General features: G+C 74.3%; 19 protein-coding genes. 12 read left to right on the top strand and 7 right to left on the bottom strand.

Features of this window, described 5'->3' with window-relative positions:
* Positions 1-136 precede the first annotated feature (136 nt).
* From IH25_RS0106265 to IH25_RS0106240, 6 genes are all read left to right on the top strand, one after another.
* Positions 137-460, top strand: coding sequence for a hypothetical protein (locus tag IH25_RS0106265; RefSeq protein WP_030604300.1), 324 nt, complete (start codon positions 137-139; stop codon positions 458-460).
* Positions 461-711: 251 nt separating this feature from the next.
* On the top strand, positions 712-1,371 hold the full coding sequence (locus IH25_RS39095) for an ATP-binding protein (protein WP_078844151.1): 660 nt from the start codon (positions 712-714) through the stop codon (positions 1,369-1,371).
* Positions 1,372-1,468: 97 nt separating this feature from the next.
* Positions 1,469-2,059 carry a TetR/AcrR family transcriptional regulator gene (locus IH25_RS0106255; protein WP_030604294.1) on the top strand — a complete coding sequence of 197 codons (591 nt, stop codon included), beginning with the start codon at positions 1,469-1,471 and terminating at the stop codon, positions 2,057-2,059.
* 87 nt (positions 2,060-2,146) lie between these two features.
* On the top strand, positions 2,147-2,536 hold the full coding sequence (locus tag IH25_RS0106250) for a (R)-mandelonitrile lyase (RefSeq protein WP_030604291.1): 390 nt from the start codon (positions 2,147-2,149) through the stop codon (positions 2,534-2,536).
* A 15-nt stretch (positions 2,537-2,551) separates the two neighbouring features.
* Positions 2,552-3,136, top strand: a complete 585-nt coding sequence (locus IH25_RS0106245) for a DUF4865 family protein (RefSeq protein ID WP_030604289.1) — start codon at positions 2,552-2,554, stop codon at positions 3,134-3,136.
* Positions 3,133-4,044 (top strand): phosphotriesterase family protein, encoded by a 912-nt coding sequence (locus tag IH25_RS0106240; protein ID WP_037654456.1) that lies wholly within the window; start codon positions 3,133-3,135, stop codon positions 4,042-4,044. The genes IH25_RS0106245 and IH25_RS0106240 overlap by 4 nt, the downstream gene beginning before the upstream one ends.
* 319 nt (positions 4,045-4,363) lie before the next feature.
* Here the strand turns inward: IH25_RS0106240 and IH25_RS0106235 are convergent, their stop codons facing one another.
* Positions 4,364-5,614 (bottom strand): ROK family protein, encoded by a 1,251-nt coding sequence (locus IH25_RS0106235; RefSeq protein ID WP_030604284.1) that lies wholly within the window; start codon positions 5,612-5,614, stop codon positions 4,364-4,366.
* 48 nt (positions 5,615-5,662) lie between these two features.
* The gene (locus tag IH25_RS0106230; protein WP_030604280.1) at positions 5,663-6,313 is read right to left on the bottom strand and encodes an alpha-ketoglutarate-dependent dioxygenase AlkB family protein; all 651 of its coding nucleotides are present in this window, start codon (positions 6,311-6,313) and stop codon (positions 5,663-5,665) included.
* 67 nt (positions 6,314-6,380) lie between these two features.
* Here IH25_RS0106230 and IH25_RS0106225 point away from each other — a divergent pair, with 67 nt between their 5' ends.
* Complete coding sequence (locus IH25_RS0106225; RefSeq protein WP_030604278.1) at positions 6,381-7,514, top strand: methyltransferase; 1,134 nt, start codon at positions 6,381-6,383, stop codon at positions 7,512-7,514.
* Positions 7,515-7,577: 63 nt separating this feature from the next.
* Here IH25_RS0106225 and IH25_RS0106220 read toward each other — a convergent pair whose 3' ends face one another.
* Complete coding sequence (locus tag IH25_RS0106220; protein ID WP_030604275.1) at positions 7,578-8,441, bottom strand: class II fructose-bisphosphate aldolase; 864 nt, start codon at positions 8,439-8,441, stop codon at positions 7,578-7,580.
* Between the two features lie 33 nt (positions 8,442-8,474).
* Positions 8,475-9,356 carry an SIS domain-containing protein gene (locus IH25_RS0106215; protein ID WP_030604272.1) on the bottom strand — a complete coding sequence of 294 codons (882 nt, stop codon included), beginning with the start codon at positions 9,354-9,356 and terminating at the stop codon, positions 8,475-8,477.
* A gap of 135 nt (positions 9,357-9,491) precedes the next feature.
* On the opposite strand from IH25_RS0106215, the gene IH25_RS0106210 reads away from it, so the two are divergent.
* The gene (locus IH25_RS0106210) at positions 9,492-10,271 is read left to right on the top strand and encodes a DeoR/GlpR family DNA-binding transcription regulator (RefSeq protein ID WP_030604271.1); all 780 of its coding nucleotides are present in this window, start codon (positions 9,492-9,494) and stop codon (positions 10,269-10,271) included.
* An 84-nt stretch (positions 10,272-10,355) separates the two neighbouring features.
* Here the strand turns inward: IH25_RS0106210 and IH25_RS37395 are convergent, their stop codons facing one another.
* A complete protein-coding gene (locus IH25_RS37395; protein WP_030604268.1) occupies positions 10,356-10,751 on the bottom strand; it encodes a luciferase domain-containing protein in 396 nt (131 codons plus the stop codon).
* A 433-nt stretch (positions 10,752-11,184) separates the two neighbouring features.
* On the opposite strand from IH25_RS37395, the gene IH25_RS0106200 reads away from it, so the two are divergent.
* Positions 11,185-12,357 (top strand): MFS transporter, encoded by a 1,173-nt coding sequence (locus IH25_RS0106200; RefSeq protein ID WP_030604265.1) that lies wholly within the window; start codon positions 11,185-11,187, stop codon positions 12,355-12,357.
* Between the two features lie 192 nt (positions 12,358-12,549).
* Positions 12,550-13,434: a TIGR03619 family F420-dependent LLM class oxidoreductase gene (locus IH25_RS0106195; protein WP_107058330.1), complete on the top strand. Its 885-nt coding sequence runs from the start codon at positions 12,550-12,552 to the stop codon at positions 13,432-13,434.
* A 463-nt stretch (positions 13,435-13,897) separates the two neighbouring features.
* Here the strand turns inward: IH25_RS0106195 and IH25_RS0106190 are convergent, their stop codons facing one another.
* The gene (locus IH25_RS0106190; protein WP_030604259.1) at positions 13,898-14,296 is read right to left on the bottom strand and encodes a MarR family winged helix-turn-helix transcriptional regulator; all 399 of its coding nucleotides are present in this window, start codon (positions 14,294-14,296) and stop codon (positions 13,898-13,900) included.
* Between the two features lie 85 nt (positions 14,297-14,381).
* On the opposite strand from IH25_RS0106190, the gene IH25_RS0106185 reads away from it, so the two are divergent.
* Positions 14,382-15,872 (top strand): MFS transporter, encoded by a 1,491-nt coding sequence (locus IH25_RS0106185; protein ID WP_030604256.1) that lies wholly within the window; start codon positions 14,382-14,384, stop codon positions 15,870-15,872.
* 71 nt (positions 15,873-15,943) lie between these two features.
* Positions 15,944-16,225 carry a DUF6332 family protein gene (locus tag IH25_RS0106180; RefSeq protein ID WP_030604253.1) on the top strand — a complete coding sequence of 94 codons (282 nt, stop codon included), beginning with the start codon at positions 15,944-15,946 and terminating at the stop codon, positions 16,223-16,225.
* Positions 16,226-16,358: 133 nt separating this feature from the next.
* Here the strand turns inward: IH25_RS0106180 and IH25_RS0106175 are convergent, their stop codons facing one another.
* Positions 16,359-17,609 carry a geranylgeranyl reductase family protein gene (locus tag IH25_RS0106175; RefSeq protein WP_030604250.1) on the bottom strand — a complete coding sequence of 417 codons (1,251 nt, stop codon included), beginning with the start codon at positions 17,607-17,609 and terminating at the stop codon, positions 16,359-16,361.
* Between the last annotated feature and the right edge of the window lie 81 nt (positions 17,610-17,690).

The raw sequence follows: 17,690 nt of genomic DNA, 5'->3' as shown, positions 1-17,690 counted from the left end.
CCCGCGCGCACTGGTGCTCCTCGCCCGGCCGGGGCAGACTGCACGCGACGGGACGGTCCGTCCCGCACGGAGGCACACAGGAAACCGACGCATCAGGGATCCACGCACCCAGGGAAAGAGCGCGAGGGGGGCCGACATGGCCGAGCCGGAATTCAGGGCCACAGGCGTGCGGATCGGCAAGGGCCTGCGTTCGCTCACCCGGGCCGGACAGGTCCGGATCAGCGACGGCAGGCTCCAGTTGCTCACCAGCTACGGCAGCGAGATAGACAGCGCGCCGGTGCGGGCGGTGCGCGCCTCCAAGCCGTGGTTCGCCCCGGACGACCGGGCGCTGGCCGACCTGAACGGCACCCGGTACCTGCTGACGCTGGGCGAGCGCGACCCGGCGCCGGGCCGGCCGGGACCGCCCGCCGCCCGGCGGTTCATCGAGGCGGTCCGCCGGGCGGCGGGGCGCGGCGGCTGAGCGGATCGGAACGCGGCGGCCCGGCGAGCCGGGCCGCGTGCCGTGCCCGGCGCGCGGGCGCGGCGAGTTGCGGGAGTGCGTGCGCTGCGTCACGCTGGTCTCACGTCACTCTGGGTTTACCGGCGATAACGCTGCGAACCAGCCCGCCGGCCACGACAGCAGGCGGACGTTTGGACGCAAGCACCCTGCTGGATCCGTTGTTCTCCGTGTTCTTCCGGTTCCTCCGGACCTCACATCGGGGAGTCGCAGCCGTGACCAGTCATCCAAGCAGGCACTGCACGGTGGAGCTCCAAGCCCTGCCGTCGCGGATCGGCCAGGTCCGCAGAATCGTATCTGCGCAGTTGCGCTACTGGCATCTGGACCCGTTGATCGACCGAGCCGCGCTCGGTGTGACGGAGCTGCTGAGCAACGTCCACCGGCACGCCAGGCCCGACAAGTCGTGCACCGTGGAACTGGAGTTGCTGCCGGACCGCCTCACGGTCTCGGTACGCGACCATGATCCGCGCCTTCCGGTACCCGCCGACGCCACGGACCCGGCGGACGCCACCCCGCTGGCCACCTGCGGGCGGGGGCTGGCGATGGTGGCCGCGGTGAGCGAGAGCTGGGGTGCGCGCCCGGACGGGGAGAACGGCAAGGTCGTGTGGTTCACCCTGTCGGCCACGGCGGCGGCCCACGGCCATCCGGCACGGCCGCCCCAGGACACGCCCCGGCCGGCACCCGCACCGGCATCCGCGCCGGCACCCGTCACAGCGACGGTCGTCGCCGGGGTCTCGGCCGGGGTCTCGGCTGCGCCGGGGGGCGGGGTGACGGTGGGAGGTACCGCCGTCCCGCTGAAGGTGGCGGCGGCCACGGCCCCCGCGGGGGCCGTGATGGCGAGCGCGGCGGCCGACGGCGGCGCGGCACCGGGCTGAGCGGCCGGCTGCGGCGGACGACGAGCGCGGCGGGAGTGCCCCCTCGATGCCGGTGATCGACTGGCGGACTGTAACTACTAGTATGTAAAGTGATCGCATGAGCACCTCGGAACGACTGATCGAGTCCACCCGCGAGCTGCTGTGGGAGCGCGGGTATGTGGGCACCAGCCCCAAGGCGATCCTGGAGCGCTCCGGAGCGGGCCAGGGCAGCATGTACCACCACTTCAAGGGCAAGCCGGATCTCGCCCTGGCCGCGATCCGGCGTACCGCCGCCGAACTGCGGGCCACCGCCGAGGCCGTGCTCGGCGGGCCGGGCACGCCGTACGAGCGGATCGAGGCGTATCTGCTGCGCGAGCGCGATGTGCTGCGGGGCTGCCCGGTCGGCCGGCTGACCATGGACCCGGATGTGATCGCGAGCGACGAACTGCGCGCGCCGGTGGACGAGACGATCGCCGCGATCCGGGACCGGATCGCCGAGATCGTCGAAGAGGGCAAGCGGCAGGGGCAGTTCGCGCCGGAGCTGGACGGCGCGGAGATCGGCGCGGCCGTGCTCGCGACCGTGCAGGGCGGCTATGTGCTCGCCCGCGCCTCCGGCTCCCCCGCCGCCTTCGACGCCGGTGTCCGCGGTCTGCTCGCCCTGCTCGCACCCCGGACCCAAGAGACCCACAGGACCCAAGAGACCCACTGAAGACCCCGGCCCCACCGAACTTCCGAACCCACCGAACTCCCGAACCTTCCGAACTCCCCGAACTCCCCGACAGGAGACCCGAGTCACGTGCACATCATCAGACGCCGGCCCGACACCCGGCAGGGCCCGGCGGACAACTTCACCGGCGCGGTCTGGCTGGACGAGATAGCCGCCCCCGCCGCCCCGTCCCGGCTGCGCATGGTCAACGTCCACTTCGCACCGGGCGCGCACACGGCCTGGCACACGCATCCGCACGGGCAGGTGCTGCACGTCCTGGAGGGCGAGGGCCTGGTGGGGCGCGCGGGCGGCGAGGTGGAGGAGATCCGCGCGGGCGACACGGTGTGGATCGAGCCGGGCGAACGGCACTGGCACGGCGCCGGGCCCCGCACCTTCATGACCCACCTCGCGGTCGTGGAGGCCGCCGAGGACGGCACGACAGTCGAGTGGCAGACGCACGTGTCGGACTACCCCGCCTGAGAAGGGAAGCGCGAAGTGCACGCGATGCAGTACGAGTTCACCTTGCCCGCCGACTACGACATGGGGGTCGTCCGCTCCCGGGTCGCCCGCGTCGGGCATGTGCTGGACGACTGGGACGGCCTGGGCATCAAGACGTATGTGATGCGCGAGCGCGGGGTGAACGGCTCGCCGGTGAACCAGTACGGGCCCTTCTACCTGTGGAACACCATGGAGGGCATGAACAGGTTCCTGTGGGGCGGGGCCTTCCAGGGGCCGGTCGACGACTTCGGCCGGCCGGCGATCCGGCAGTGGACCGGGCTGGCCTTCGAGGAGGGCACCGCGGCCGCCTCCGTGCCGGCGTACGCCGTGCGTCGGCGCCGACCGGTGCCGGAGGGCGTGGAGTTGGCACCGTTCATGGCGGAGGCGGTGGCCGAGACGGAGAGGCTGGCGGCGGCGGACGGCGCGGTGCTCGCGGCGGCGGCCGTGGACACGCGCGCCTGGGAGGTCGTGCACTTCTCCCTGTGGGAGCACGACGGCCCCAAAGCGGACGGGGACCTCTTCGAGGTGCTGCACCTGTCCGCGCCCGGCCGGGACCGGCTCCCGCGCGGGCGGCAGTGGTGAGGCACGTCCGTACGGTCCTCGGCGACATCCGCCCCGACGAGCTGGGCGTGTGCGACGCGCACGACCATCTCTTCCTGCGCAGCCCGCGGTTGCCGGGGCAGGAGCTGGACGACGTGCCGGCCGCGCGGGCCGAGCTGGCGGCCTTCCGCGCGGCGGGCGGCGCGGCCGTCGCGCAGTGGACCCCGTACGGCATGGGGCGGCGGGCGGCGGACCTGCCGGCGCTGTCCCGGGCGACCGGGGTGCGGATCGTGTGCGCCACCGGACTGCACCAAGCGGCGCACTACGACCCGGAGGTGCTCGACGGGCTGAGCGGTGGCCGGCTCGCCGAGCTGTTCGTGACGGAGCTGACCGAGGGCATCGGGACGACCGGGGTGCGGGCCGGCCTGATCAAGGTGGCGGGCGGTTTCCACGGGCTCGACGCGCACGCCCGCCGGACCATGACGGCGGCGGCCGAGGCGCACCACGCCACCGGCGCGCCCATCGCCGTGCACCTGGAGCTGGGCACCGGCGCGCTGGACGTACTGGACCTGCTGTGCGGCGAGTCGGGGGTGCCCGGGGAGCGGGTGATCCTGGGTCATCTGAACCGCTCCCCCGACCCGGTGGTGCACCGGGACGCCGCCGCGGCGGGCTGCTGGCTGGCCTTCGACGGGCCGTCCCGCGCCCACCACGCCACCGACTGGCGGATGCCGGAGGCGGTACGGGCCCTGGCCGAGGCGGGGGCCGGGGACCGGCTGCTGCTCGGCGGGGACACGGTGACCGCCGGGGCGCGCTCGGTCGACGGCGGGCCCGGGATGCCGTATCTGCTGCGCCGGGTGCGGCGGCGGCTGGCGGAGGCGGTGGGCACGGAGCTGGTGGAACGGATCCTCGGGGAGCATCCGGGGCGGGCGTTCGGGGCCGACTGGAAGTGAGCGCGTTCCGGCCGGGGCATGCGGGTGATCAAGTCCGACCGGGCTCCTGGCCTGGCCGACAGGACCACACCCGTGTGTCCGCCCGAGCCCGTGCCAGGTGACCGGATGACGGTCCTCTCGCCCGGCCCTGGTCTGCCGGGCATCCCGCTCCCGTACCGACTGGGCTTCGGCCCGGAACCGGTGGGGTACCCCGCCACCCGCACCAGGGGCGCCACCCCGCGCAAGCGGGCACCGCAGGCTGCCACGGCGCATGCGCCATGACCGAGCCGGGCCGCCCGTGCGGATACCGATGGTTGCCGACGGTCCGGCACGGCCGGCGTCAGCCCGTGGTTCCGGCCAGGGCCGTCAGCGGGTCGTCCAGGACCGGCTGCCAGGCCAGTTCCGCGGCGCCGACCAGGCTGCTGTGGTCCAGGGTGCACGGCAGGATGGGGACGCCGCCGCTCTGGCCCCACAGGCTGCGGTCCGCGACCACCGCGCGCAGCCGGCCCGGGTCGGCCGCCAGCAGGGTGCGGTGCAGGCCGCCGAGGACGATGCGGTCCGGGTTCAGGATGTTGACGAGGCCGGCCAGGCCGAGGCCCAGGCGGTCGATGAGGGCTTCGGCCGCCCTGCGGACGGCCGGGTCGTCGTAGCGGGTGCGCAGCAGGTCGTCGGCCTGCCGCAGCAGCGACAGCTCGGGGCCGGGCTCGCGGCCGGCCTCCACGAGCAGGGCCAGCGGGTCGGCCTCCACGTCCAGGCAGCCGCGGCCGCCGCAGTGGCAGGGGCGGCCCTCCGGGTTGACGGTGAGATGGCCGACCTCCAGCGCGAGGCCAGAACTGCCGGTGTGCAGCCGGCCGTCCAGCACGAGGGCGCCGCCGACTCCGCGGTGTCCGGTGGCCACGCACAGCAGGTCGCGCGCTCCCCGCCCGGCGCCGTGCCGGTGCTCGGCGAGCGCGACCAGGTTGACGTCGTTGCCCGTGAAGGCGGGCCCGTCGATGCCGGCGGCGCGCACGCACTCCGCGAAGATCCGCCGGACGGGCGCGCCGACGGGCCAGGCCAGGTGCAGCGGGTTGAGGGCCAGGCCGTCGGGTTCGGCGACGGCGGACGGCACGGCGAGTCCGGCGCCGACACAGCGCCGGCCGGTCGTGCGCAGCAGTTCCGCGCCCGCCTCCACGACGCTGGCGAGCACCTTGGCCGGGTCGGCGTCGACGGTCTCGCAGCCGGGCGCGGTCGCGACGATCCGCCCGCCGAGTCCGACCAGCGCGGCCCGGAAGCCGTCGGCGTGGATCTGCGCCGCGAGGGCCACCGGCCCGTCCTCGGCGACCTCCAGCCGGTGCGAGGGGCGGCCCTGGGAGCCGGCCGCGGAGCCGGGCCGGGCGTCCACCCGGATCAGGCCGAGCGCCTCCAGTTCGGCGGCCACCGCGCCGGCCGTCGCCCGGGTGACGCCGAGTTCGGCGGTGAGCACGGCCCGGGTCGGTGCCCGTCCGGTGTGCACCAGCTCCAGCGCGGGTCCGAGGGCGCCGCGTCCCCGGTCCAGCCGTGCCCGTGAGGTGGTCCTCTCCCCCGCTGTCCGGGGATCCGCCTTGCCGTTCATGAGGGCGAGTCTCCCATGATCCGCGCCCGGGGTGACCGGCGCCGCCGGCTACCGGCCGCTCACCCGCAGGGTGATGTTCAGCCGGCCGGAAAGGCCCAGCCAGTCCGGGGCCGTGCCCGGGTGGACGCGCGGCACGCCGTGGTGGGCGAGCCGGGACGGGCCGCCGAAGACGAACAGGTCGCCGCCGCGCAGCTCCACGTCGGTGTACGGCTTGCCGCGCGTGGCGGTGTTGCCGAAGCGGAACACGCAGGTGTCGCCGAGGCTGAGGGAGACCACCGGCGCGTCCGCCCGCTCGTCGGCGTCGCGGTGCATGCCCATGCGGGCGTCGGCGTCGTAGAAGTTGATCAGCGCGATGTCGTACGGCGCTTCCGGTACGGCGTCCGGGCCGAGCGCGTCGGTCACCGCGCGGCGGGCCAGCTCTCCGAGCCAGTCCGGGAACGGCTTGACGGGGGCGCCGTCACCGTCCACGGCGGTGCGGGCGTAGGCGTAGGGGTACCAGTGCCAGCCGAGGCAGACCTGGCGGGCGGTCATCGTGCCGCCGCCCGGGGTGCGGACCGTGCGCAGCCCGGCGGGGGGCCGGGCCCAGTCCCGGCAGGCGGCGAGCAGGGCGCGCTGCCGCGCGCGGTCCAGCCAGTCCGGGACGTGCACGGCGCCCGGCGCGACGCTTGTGCGCTCCCTCGGGAAGAGCTCGTCCTCCATGCCCCCATCCTGCCCCACGGGCCCTGAGCTGCGGCTCGGCTAGCCTGGACGCACGATGAGCGACCGTATGACGACACCGTGGGGCGAGGTCGAGCTGACCCGCTTCCCCGAGGATCCACGCGACCGGCTGCGTGCCTGGGACGCCTCCGACGCGTACCTGCTGCGCCATCTCGCCGAGGAGGAGGTGCCGCTCACCGGCACGGTCGTGGTGGTCGGGGACCGCTGGGGCGCGCTGGTCACCGCGCTGGCCGGGCACCGGCCGACGCAGATCACCGACTCCTTCCTCGGTCAGGAGGCGACCCGGGCGAATCTGGCGCGGGCCGGTGTGGAGCCGGGCGCCGTGGGACTGCTCACCACGCAGGACCCGCCTCCGGAGCGGGTGGACGTGCTGCTGGTGCGGGTGCCCAAGAGCCTGGCGCTGCTGGAGGACCAGTTGCTGCGGCTGGCGCCGGCCGTGCACGCGGGCACGGTGGTGATCGGCACCGGCATGGTGAAGGAGATCCACACCTCGACGCTCCGGCTGTTCGAGCGGGTCCTCGGGCCGACCCGGACCTCGCTGGCCCGGCAGAAGGCCCGGCTGATCTTCTGCGCCCCCGATCCGGCCCTGGAGCGGCCCGCGAACCCGTGGCCGTACGGCTACACCCTGCCGGACGGCCTCGGCGCGGTGTCGGGGCGCCCGGTGGTCAACCACGCGGGCGTCTTCTGCGCCGACCGGCTGGACATCGGCACCCGCTTCTTCCTGCGGCACCTGCCCGGTCCCGGCGCGGGACGCGTGGTGGACCTCGGCTGCGGCAACGGCGTGGTGGGGACGGCGGTGGCGCTGGCCGACCCGACGGCCGAGGTGCTGTTCGTGGACGAGTCCTTCCAGGCGGTGGCCTCGGCGGAGGCGACGTACAAGGCGAACGGGGTGCCGGGGCACGCCGAGTTCCGGGTCGGGGACGGCCTGGCCGGGGTCGCCTCGGGCAGTGTGGACCTGGTGCTGAACAACCCGCCGTTCCACTCCCATCAGGCGACCACGGACACCACGGCCTGGCGGATGTTCACCGGGGCGAAGCGCGCGCTGCGACCGGGCGGTGAGCTGTGGGTGGTCGGCAACCGGCACCTCGGCTACCACCTGAAGCTGAAGCGGTTGTTCGGCAACAGCGAGACGGTGGCGTCGGATCCGAAGTTCGTGGTGTTGCGGGCGGTCAAGCGGGGCTAGGCACCGCGGTCGGGCACCGCGCCGCCCGTCCTGGCCGGTGGCGCGGTTCCCGGCCGGTGCCGGTCAGCCGCCGTCGGCCCGGGAGAGTACCCCGATGATCCGGCTCACTTCGCGGGCCATCGCCTCGCGGCCCACGCCGAGGTAGGCGCGGGAGTCGACGGCCTCGGGGCGGGCGGCGAGGAAGTCCCTGATCGCGCCGGTCATGGCCGCGTTCAGGGCGGTGCCGACGTTGACCTTGGCGATGCCGTTGCCGACCGCCGCGAGAAGTCCCTGGTCCGGCACGCCGCTGGAGCCGTGCAGGACGAGCGGCACGCTCAGCGCGGCGGACAGCCGGGTGAGCAGGGCGTGGTCGAGGACGGCGGTGCGGCTGGTCATGGCGTGCGCGCTGCCGATGGCGACGGCCAGGGCGTCGACGCCGGTGCCGGCGACGAAGTCCCGCGCCCGGTCCGGGTCGGTGCGCGCGCCGGGTGCGTGGGCGTCCAGCGGGGGCCGGCCGTCCTTCCCGCCGATCTCCCCCAACTCGGCCTCGATCCAGAGCCCTTGCGCGTGCGCCCAGTCGGCGGCGGCCCGGGTCGCGGTGAGGTTGTCGGCATAGGGAAGGCGGGCCGCGTCGTACATGACCGAGCCGAACCCGGCGTCGGGCGCCTGGCGCAGCAGGTCGTCGCTCTGCACGTGGTCCAGGTGCAACCCGACGGGTACGGTGGCCCGTTCGGCGGCGGTGACGGCCGCGCGGGCCAGCGGAAGGAGCCGTCCGTAGCGGAACTTCACGGCGTTCTCGCTGACTTGGAGGACGACGGGGGAACCGGCCGACTCGGCGCCGGCGATGACGGCCTCGATGTGTTCCAGGGTGATGACGTTGAACGCGGCGACGGCGGCGCGGGCCGCTGCGGCCCGGGTGACCAGCTCGCCGGTGGGCACGAGGGGCACGGGGATGTGTCCTTCCTGGGCGGGGCCGGCGGGTCAGGGGGTGAGGATGACCGAGCGGGTGAGGTGGCGCGGCCGGTCCGGGTCGAGTCCCCGGGCGGCGGCGACCGCGACCGCGAGCCGCTGGACGCGGACGAGTTCGGCGAGCGGGTCCAGCTCGCCCTCGATCCACCGTGCGCCGGTGGCGCGGACCTGCGCGGCGAGCCCGTCGGGTGCCGTGCCGAGCGTCCAGGTGGCGGTGCCCTCGCCGGTCACGCTGATCGGGCCGTGCCGGTACTCCATCGCCGGGTAGGCCTCGGTCCAGGACAGCGACGCCTCGCGCATCTTCAGCCCGGCCTCGTGGGCGAGTCCGACCGTCCAGCCGCGCCCGAGGAAGGTGAACTGGCGGCACTCCACGAGCCCTTCGGGCAGGGGGGTGGCGAGGGCGGTGCGCGCGTCGGCGACGACGGCGTCGGTGTGCAGGCCGAGGTGAGCGCGCAGCAGGGTGAGCGCGGTGGTGGCGAACCGGGTCTGGACGACGGAGCGTTCGTCGGCGAAGTCCAGGACCACGAGGTCGTCCGCGGCGTCCATGACCGGGGTGTCCGGGTCGGCGGTGACCGCGGTGGTACGGGTCCGCCCGGACAGCTCGCCGAGCAGTTCCAGTACTTCGGTGGTGGTGCCGGACCGGGTGAGGGCGACGACCCGGTCGTAGGACCGCCCGTGCGGGAACTCGGAGGCGGCGAACGCGTCGGTCTCGCCCTGTCCCGCGCCCTCGCGCAGCGCGGCCACCGCCTGGGCCATGAAGTAGGAGGTCCCGCACCCGACGACGGCGACCCGCTCCCCCGCCCCCGGCAGCGCCTCCCGGTGCCCCGCCGCCTGTTCGGCGGCCCGCATCCAGCACTCCGGCTGGCTGTTCAGCTCGTTCTCGACATGGGTCATGGCCCACACCCTCCCCTTGCTGATTGTTCTTGCAAGGTATAGCGATCTTTCGAGCACTATCAAGCATTCGGCGGGGAAGCCGGGTGCGCTAGGGTCGCCGGGAGATCGTCCGGAGGAAGAAGACGGAGGCCGCGGATGTCCCGGGACGCCCGCTGGAAGGCGCTGCTGGAACTGCTCGTCGAGCGCGGCCGGCTGGAGGTCGAGGAGGCGGCGGCCGAGCTGGCGGTGTCGGCGGCGACGATCCGCCGGGACTTCGACCAGCTCGCCGAGCAGCAGATGCTGGTGCGCACCCGGGGCGGCGCGGTGGTGCACGGGGTGTCGTACGAGCTGCCGTTGCGCTACAAGACGGCCCGGCGCGCCTCGGAGAAGCAGCGCATCGCCAAGGCGGTGGCAGAACTCGTCGCGCCGGGCGAGGCGGTGGGGCTGACCGGCGGTACGACCACCACGGAGGTGGCCCGCGCGCTGGCCGTGCGCGGCGATCTCGCCACCGGCTCGCCGGCGCTGACCGTCGTCACGAACGCGCTGAACATCGCCAACGAGCTCGCCGTGCGCCCCCAGTTCAAGATCGTGGTGACGGGCGGGGTGGCGCGCGCGCAGTCGTACGAGCTCATCGGTCCGCTCGCGGACGGGGTGCTGGGGCAGATCACCCTGGACGTGGCCGTGCTGGGTGTCGTCGGTTTCGACGTCGCGCACGGGGCGGCGGCGCACGACGAGGCGGAGGCCGCCATCAACCGCCTGCTGTGCGAACGCGCCGAGCGGGTGGTGGTCGCCGCCGACTCCAGCAAACTGGGCCGCCGCGCGTTCGCCCGGATCTGCGGGGCCGAGCTGGTGGACACGCTGGTGACGGACACGGCGGTGGGGCAGGAGACGGTACGGCGGTTCGAGGAGGCGGGCGTGCGGGTGCTCGCGGTGTGAGGCGCGGGGCACCAAGTTCCGCCCGGGCCGTTACCGTTCGCCCCCGGATGTCGCGCTGGCCGGCGCATCGCGCGCCCGCCCGCCTCAGATGCCGCGGAGGTCGGCCTTCACGAATCCCGCGCCCCGCTGGTCGTTGCAGCCCGCCGGCGGCCGGTCGGCCGGGTCCGGCCACGTCTGCGGGGCCTGGAGCGCCACGCTCACCAGCGTCAGCAGCAGGTCGACGTCGCTCGCCGCGTCCAGGCGCAGCGTCACCCACGGCGAGCCGCGCACGATCCTGATCGCGCCCGAGTGCTTGAGGTCCTTGGTGAACCGCCGGACGGCCCGGTCGGTGAGCAGCAGGTCGACATCCCGCTCGGAGTGGAAGTGGACGATCTCGCCCTGGGCGGAACTCACCGCCTGCCCCAGGCCGCAGCTCGGCACGGTCTGTCTCAGATCCGGCCAGGTCGCCAATTGCGCGAGCGCGCGCGAGGCCAACGTCATGGGCCCATCATGGCGCGCTCACCCGCCCGCAACCAGCTCGTGAGCGAGCATTAACCGACCTGTATCCGCGGCGCGTTCAACGATTCGTACACTCGTCCAGTCGTCGAACAGGCCCGCGTACGCCGGGCGTTGCCTCGCGCCGCGCCGCCCGGTGAGGGGAATCCGCAGGTGGGCCCGCCCGGCAGGGCCCCCGGCCCGGTCCCGCGACCCGGGCACGCGCGCGATCCGTGTCCGCGGAGCGGGTGAGACCGCCCGGGAGCGGGGTCCCCGAACGGGCGAAGCATCGGATGCCGGTTCGTCACCACCTCGACACCGGGCGCCCGGTCGACGGACGGCCGCGCGGCATCGGCCCGCACCTGCCTTGCCCCCTCCCCGTGCCACCCGTACGCTGGACTTTGTGCCGATACTAAACAAAATCCGGGTGCACAGTGCCGTGCCGGGCCGGAGCCTGACGGCACTGCGCGTCGCCATCACCGCCTTCTTCGCCCTGGACGGTTTCATCTTCGCGGGGTGGGTCGTCCGCATCCCCGACATTAAGCACCAGACGCACGCCTCCGCCGGCGCCCTCGGGCTCGCCCTGCTCGGCGTGTCCGCCGGGGCGGTGCTCACCATGACGCTGACCGGGCGGCTGTGCCGTCGCTACGGCAGCCATCCGGTGACCGTGGTCTGCATGGTGGTGCTCTCACTCAGCGTGGCGCTGCCCCCGCTCACCCACTCGGCGCCGGCGCTGGGGGCCGTACTGCTGTTGTTCGGCGCGGGCTACGGCGGGGTCAACGTGGCCTTCAACAGCGCCGCCGTCGATCTGGTCGCCGCGTCCCGCCGGCCGATCATGCCGAGTTTCCACGCGGCCTTCAGCCTCGGCGGGATGGTCGGCGCGGGCCTCGGCGGACTGGTCGCCGACGACCTCTCCCCGACCCGGCATCTGCTGGGCCTCACCGTGGTCGGGCTGCTCGTCACGGCCGTCGCCGGACGCACCCTGCTGCGGTGCGAGCCGCCGCAGCGGCCCGAGCGCACACCGGCGCAGGCGGCGGAGGCGGGCGGCGGGAAACGGCGCGGAGTCGTGGTCGTCTTCGGGCTCGTCGCGATGTGCACGGCGTACGGGGAGGGGGCGATGGCCGACTGGGGCGCGCTCCACCTCCAGCAGGACCTCGCCGCCTCCGCCGGCACCGCGGCGGCCGGGTACGCGTGTTTCGCGCTCGCCATGACCATCGGCCGGCTGACCGGCACGACGCTGCTGGCCCGGCTCGGGCGGGCGCGGACCGTGGTGGCCGGAGGCACCGTCGCGGTGGCCGGCATGCTGCTCGGCGCCCTCGCGCCCTCGGTGTGGGCCGCGCTGGCCGGTTTCGCGGTGACCGGTCTCGGGCTCGCGAACCTCTTCCCGGTCGCCGTGGACCAGGCGGGTGCGCTGGCCGGCGCGTCCGGCGTCGCCCTGGCCTCCACCCTGGGCTACGGCGGCATGCTCCTCGGGCCGCCGGCGATCGGGTTCATGGCCGACTGGTTCTCCCTGCCCACCGCGCTCACCAGCGTGGCCGCGCTGGCCGCGGTCGCCACCGCCCTCGGCCTGGCGACGCGGCACGCCTTCACCGACACCGCTTCGTCCGGCTGACGAACCCGGTGACCAGGTCGTGGGTGCGCACCGGCGACTCGTCCGACTCGGCCCTGCTGTTCGCCTTGGCAGCTTCGTGATCTCCGTCGGCACATTGCGGAATGAACAAGCGTGACACGGGAGTTGGGGGTGGGGACAGAGCGACCACTGATCGTCTCGTCCCCGACCACACCGCTACCGGAAGGCGTTCCCATGACCACGCTGCGCCTCGGCGTCTCCCTGCAACCGCGCTGGCCGCTCGACGACGGGACCGCCGCGCTCCGCGCCGCGCGCCACGCCGAGGAACTGGGCTTCGACCATGTCGCCGTCGGCAACCGGCTCCTGGACAGCGGTTTCGGCCTCGACACGGACCCGTTCGTGCTGCTGTCGGCCGTGGCGGGGGCGACGACCCGCCTGCGGCTGCTGACGTCCGTGCTCGTCGCGCCGTACTACCCCGCGCCGGTGCTCGCCAACCAGGCCGCCACGCTGGACGTCATCTCCGGCGGCCGCCTGATCCTCGGCGTCGGCACCGGCTGGAACCCCGACGAGTTCGCGGCCGTAGGCGTGCCCACCGGGGAACGCGGTGCGCGCACCGACGACCACCTCGGCGCCGCCAAGGCCCTGTGGACCCGGCGCCCCGCGGACTTCGACGGGCCGTTCACCCGGCTGCGCGCGGCGCACCTGGGCGTGCCTCCGGTCACCGCCGGGGGTCCGCCCGTGTGGGTGGGCGGCAACAGCGACGCCGCGCTGCGCCGGGTGGTGCGGTTCGGCGCCGGCTGGTACGGCTCGGGCGTGGACGCCGCGGAGGTCACCGACGTCCGGCGCCGCCTGCGGGACCTCGCCGGCGCGGAGCACGCCGACCGCCTGACGCTCGCCTCGGCCGGGTTCCTCACCCCGCCCGGTTTCCCCGCGGTGATGGCCCCGCCGGGGCGCCCGCTCGGCGGTGCCGCGCCCACCGCCGCGAGCGTCGCCGACGACCTCGCCCGGCTCGCCGAGGCGGGGCTCACCGTGTGCACCCTGTGGCTGCCGGTCGCGGCCGAGCACCTCGGCCGCGCCATGGAGTGGATAGCGACCGAGGTGACGCCGCGCCTCACCTGACCGCCCCGCAGACGGGCCTGTCGGTGCGGAGAGCGCCGCGGCTGGACGATGGCCGGCACCGGCGGTGACCGCACTGCCGGCGGTCCACCGCCGGTCGGCGCACGCGACGGCCGTGCACCGCTATGACGCCGGAAGCGCGCGGCGGGGAACCGCCCCCGGTCTCACGGGACTTCGCGGTGGACGGCATCGACGAACTGCTGCTCGCTGCGCAGGCGGCTGAGGTCGCGGGCGTGGAAGCCGGGTGCGCGCGGTGGACGCGGGACCGGACGCCGTGTGGACCGTACGGCGCACGGCCGGACCGGCCCTGGCCGTGCGCGCGGCCGAGGGCGCGGCGGAGGCCGAACTGTCGGGGCCGGCGGACCAGTTGTGCCTGGCCCTGTGGCACCGGACGGCCATTCCGCGGGTGACCGGCGGCCCGGCGCTCGCGGCCCTGTGGCGGGAGCGGTCCGGGATCCGGGGTCGGTCAGTCGGCTCCGGCCAGCATCCGGGACAGCACCTCGCGCTGCACGGGCCGTACCTCACCGTGCAGCGCGGAACCCTTCTCGGTGAGGGAGACCCTCACCGCGCGCCGGTCCTCCGCGCACATGCCCCGCTCCACGAGGCCGTCCTTCTCCAGCCGGGCGATCAGCCGGGACAGCGCGCTCTGACTGAGATGGACGCGATCGGCGATCTCCTGCACCCGGTAGGCACAGTTGCCGCCCGAGGCCACGCCTTCGGCCAGCACGTCCAGCACCTCGAAGTCGCTCGCGCACAGTCCGTGCCCGTGCAGCACCCGGTCCAGTTCGCACTGGGTGCGGGCATGCAGCGACAGGATCTCCCGCCACTGCTCGACCAGCCCTCGTTCGGCATTCTTCGCCGCCATGCCCGCACGGTAGCAGAAAAACGCGTTTGTTGCGCGGTAATTAAATGAGCTTGCATCAGATGCGCGTGCATGTAATCTCTTCGCCATGACTTCTCCGCTCACCACCTCCACGGCCCCGTCCCCGGCCGTGCGCTGGACTCCCCGGCTGTGGGGCACCCTCCTGGTGCTGTGCGCCGCGATGTTCCTGGACGCGCTGGACGTGTCGATGGTCGGCGTCGCCCTGCCGTCCATCGGCTCGGATCTGCATCTGTCCACGTCGACCCTCCAGTGGGTCGTCAGCGGCTACATCCTGGGCTACGGCGGCCTGCTCCTCCTCGGCGGCCGGACCGCCGATCTGCTCGGCCGGCGCCAGGTGTTCCTGGTGGCGCTCGCCGTGTTCGCCCTGGCCTCGCTGCTCGGCGGGCTCGTGGACTCCGGCCCGCTGCTGATCGCGAGCCGCTTCATCAAGGGCCTCAGCGCGGCCTTCACGGCACCGGCCGGCCTGTCGATCATCACCACCACGTTCCCGGAAGGCCCGCTGCGCAACCGGGCCCTGTCGATCTACACCACCTGCGCCGCCACCGGATACTCCCTGGGTCTCGTCTTCTCCGGCCTGCTCACGGAGGCCAGCTGGCGGTTCACCATGCTGCTGCCGGCGCCGGTCGCGCTGATCGCCCTGCTCGTGGGCATGAAGCTGCTGCCGCGCAGCGAGCGCGAACGCGGCCACGGCGGCTACGACGTCCCGGGCGCCGTCCTCGGCACCGCCTCGATGCTGCTGCTGGTCTTCACCGTCGTCCAGGCGCCCGAGGCCGGGTGGGCGTCGGCCCGTACGATCCTGTCCTTCGCCGCCGTGGCCGTCATGCTGACCGTGTTCGTCCTCGTCGAGCGGCGCAGCCCCAGCCCGCTGATCCGGCTCGGGGTGCTGCGCTCCGGCTCCCAGGTCCGGGCCCAGCTCGGCGCGCTGACCTTCGTCGGCAGCTACACGGGGTTCCAGTTCCTGGTCACGTTGTACATGCAGCAGGTGCTGGGCTGGTCCGCGATGCACACGGCGCTGGCGTTCCTGCCGGCGGGTGCGCTGGTGGCGCTCTCGGCGACCAAGGTCGGCACCGTCATCGACCGGTTCGGCACGGGACGGCTGATCGTGCTGGGCTTCGTCATGATGGCGGCCGGGTACGTGCTGTTCCTGCGCATCGACCTCGACCCGGTCTACGCGTCCGTGATCCTGCCGACCATGCTGCTGGTCGGCGCGGGCTTCGCCCTGTCCTACCCGTCCCTGAACGTCCAGGCCACCAACGGGGTGGACGAGCACGAGCAGGGCATGGTCTCGGGTCTGCTCAACACCTCGGTGCAGGTGGGCGGCGCCATCTTCCTGGCCGTGGTGACGGCGGTGGTCACCGCGCACGCCCCCGAGAAGGCCACCCCGCAGGCCGTCCTGGACAGCTACCGGCCCGGATTCGTCGTGGTCGCGATCGTCGCCGTCGTGGGCCTGCTGCTGTCACTCGGCGGACTGCGCCGGTCCCGGCCGGCCCGCTCCGTCGTGGTCGCCAGGTCCACCGTGAAGGAGGCGGACGCCGACCGGGTACCGGTCCGCGACTAGGGGGACCGTCTCCAAGGTGCGCCCGGTGGGGGTTCGTTGCCCGCCGGGCGCACCTCTGCGAAGCTGACGGCATGGACGCACACGGGGGCCGTCGCAGCCAGGCGGAGCGGGACGCGATGACGGTCGAGATCGGTTACGCACTGGTCAGCGCCACGTTCGCGGCGGCGGTGCTGTTCGGGGCCGTGGCCGGGCCCGCGCTGCTCTTCGACCTGCCCCGCCCGCTGTCCACGGTACTGCTCCGGCTGGGGCTGGTGGTCGCGCCGCTGGTGTTCACGGCCCGGGTGGTCAGCGTTCTGCTGCGCTTCCGGTGGCCGGGCCGGCCCGGCGAGCCCGGCCGCCCCGGCCGCCCGTGACGCGCGCCCGGCCGGACCCCGTACGCAACCGGGCCTCGTACTCGACCGGACCCCGCGCTCAGCCGGACCGCGCGCGGCGCACCGGGCGTGAAGGGCCGGCACCCCGGCCGGCCCGCCACGCCTCTGCCCCTCGTCAGGAACCGACCGGCTCCTCCGCGGCGGGCTCGGCCGGAGGTGTCGGCCGGCGGTCGAGCGCGGTCAGGGCGCGCTGGGCGACCGGGCGGGAGCGGACGATCTCGGCCAGGGAGGTGGCGCCCGTGGTGATGTCCCGGAACGCCCGCCACGCCGGACGGAATCCGGTGAGCGCCGCGTGGAACAGGCCCGGACGCCGCTCGAACACGGACAGCAGCCGCTTGCCGACGCTCATCTCGACGCCGAGCCCCGCCTTGATGGCGAACGCGTAGTTCAGGGCCTGGCGCCGGGTGTCCACCGCGTCGTGCGCCTCGGCGATGCGCACCGCCCACTCCCCCGCCAGCCGGCCCGAGCGCAGCGCGAAGGAGATGCCCTCGCGGGTCCAGGGCTCGACCAGGCCCGCCGCGTCGCCGCAGACCAGCACCCGGCCCCGGGACAGCGGCGAGTCGTCGGCGCGGCAGCGGGTCAGGTGCCCGGACGAGAGGGACGGCTCGAACCCGGCGAGGCCCAGCCGGGCGATGAAGTCCTCCAGGTACCGCTTGGTGGCGGCTCCCTCACCGCGCGCGGAGATCACGCCGACGGTCAGCGTGTCGCCCTTGGGGAACACCCAGCCGTAACTGCCCGGCAGCGGCCCCCAGTCGATGAGGACCCGGCCCTTCCAGTCCTCGGCGACGGTCTCCGGCACCGGGATCTCCGCCTCCAGGCCGAGGTCGACCTGGTCGAGCTTCACGCCGACGTGGGCTCCTATCCGGCTGGCGCTGCCGTCGGCGCCGACGACCGCGCGGGCCAGCACCGTCTCCCCGCCCTGGAGGACGACGGCCACCGTGCGCCGGTCCGGCACCGCCGAGCCGTGCTGCTCGACCCGCTGGACCGTGACGCCGGTACGCAGCTCGGCGCCCGCCTTCTGGGCGTGCTCGACCAGCTGCTGGTCGAACTCGGGCCGGTTGATCAGGCCGAACAGCATCTGCTTGGAGCGGCGGGTGCGGGTGAAGCGGCCGTTGTGGGAGAACGTGACGGCGTGCACCCGGTCCCGGAAGGGCAGTTCGAAGCCGGGCGGCAGCGCGTCGCGCGAGGGGCCGATGATGCCGCCGCCGCACGTCTTGTACCGCGGCAGCTCGGCCTTCTCCAGCAACAGCACACGCCGTCCCGCGACCGCCGCCGCGTAGGCGGCCGAGGCGCCCGCCGGGCCCGCGCCCACCACGACGACGTCCCACACCCGCACGTCGTCCGCTGAAGAGTTCTCGCCGCTCACGATGGTCTACCGCTCCGCTCAAGCCGCTGCCAAGTGTCTGTCGCATCCTACGGCGACAGTCCGCCCGATCCGCTGTGGGAG

It is taken from the genome of Streptomyces achromogenes subsp. achromogenes (assembly GCF_000720835.1).
Lineage (GTDB): Bacteria > Actinomycetota > Actinomycetes > Streptomycetales > Streptomycetaceae > Streptomyces > Streptomyces achromogenes.
The sequence above is the reverse complement of the archived record's forward strand: the minus strand, read 5'-3'. Positions and strand labels throughout refer to the sequence as shown.

Excerpts from the sequence above, each read along its gene's own strand:
- IH25_RS0106195 (WP_107058330.1), top strand. The coding sequence starts at position 12,550 with ATGACCACGCTGCGCCTCGGCGTCTCCCTGCAACCGCGCTGGCCGCTC.
- IH25_RS0106215 (WP_030604272.1), bottom strand. The coding sequence starts at position 9,356 with ATGACCCATGTCGAGAACGAGCTGAACAGCCAGCCGGAGTGCTGGATG.
- IH25_RS0106225 (WP_030604278.1), top strand. The coding sequence starts at position 6,381 with ATGACGACACCGTGGGGCGAGGTCGAGCTGACCCGCTTCCCCGAGGAT.
- IH25_RS0106255 (WP_030604294.1), top strand. The coding sequence starts at position 1,469 with ATGAGCACCTCGGAACGACTGATCGAGTCCACCCGCGAGCTGCTGTGG.
- IH25_RS0106190 (WP_030604259.1), bottom strand. The coding sequence starts at position 14,296 with ATGGCGGCGAAGAATGCCGAACGAGGGCTGGTCGAGCAGTGGCGGGAG.
- IH25_RS0106230 (WP_030604280.1), bottom strand. The coding sequence starts at position 6,313 with ATGGAGGACGAGCTCTTCCCGAGGGAGCGCACAAGCGTCGCGCCGGGC.
- IH25_RS0106235 (WP_030604284.1), bottom strand. The coding sequence starts at position 5,614 with ATGAACGGCAAGGCGGATCCCCGGACAGCGGGGGAGAGGACCACCTCA.
- IH25_RS0106185 (WP_030604256.1), top strand. The coding sequence starts at position 14,382 with ATGACTTCTCCGCTCACCACCTCCACGGCCCCGTCCCCGGCCGTGCGC.
- IH25_RS0106265 (WP_030604300.1), top strand. The coding sequence starts at position 137 with ATGGCCGAGCCGGAATTCAGGGCCACAGGCGTGCGGATCGGCAAGGGC.
- IH25_RS0106210 (WP_030604271.1), top strand. The coding sequence starts at position 9,492 with ATGTCCCGGGACGCCCGCTGGAAGGCGCTGCTGGAACTGCTCGTCGAG.
- IH25_RS0106180 (WP_030604253.1), top strand. The coding sequence starts at position 15,944 with ATGGACGCACACGGGGGCCGTCGCAGCCAGGCGGAGCGGGACGCGATG.
- IH25_RS37395 (WP_030604268.1), bottom strand. The coding sequence starts at position 10,751 with ATGACGTTGGCCTCGCGCGCGCTCGCGCAATTGGCGACCTGGCCGGAT.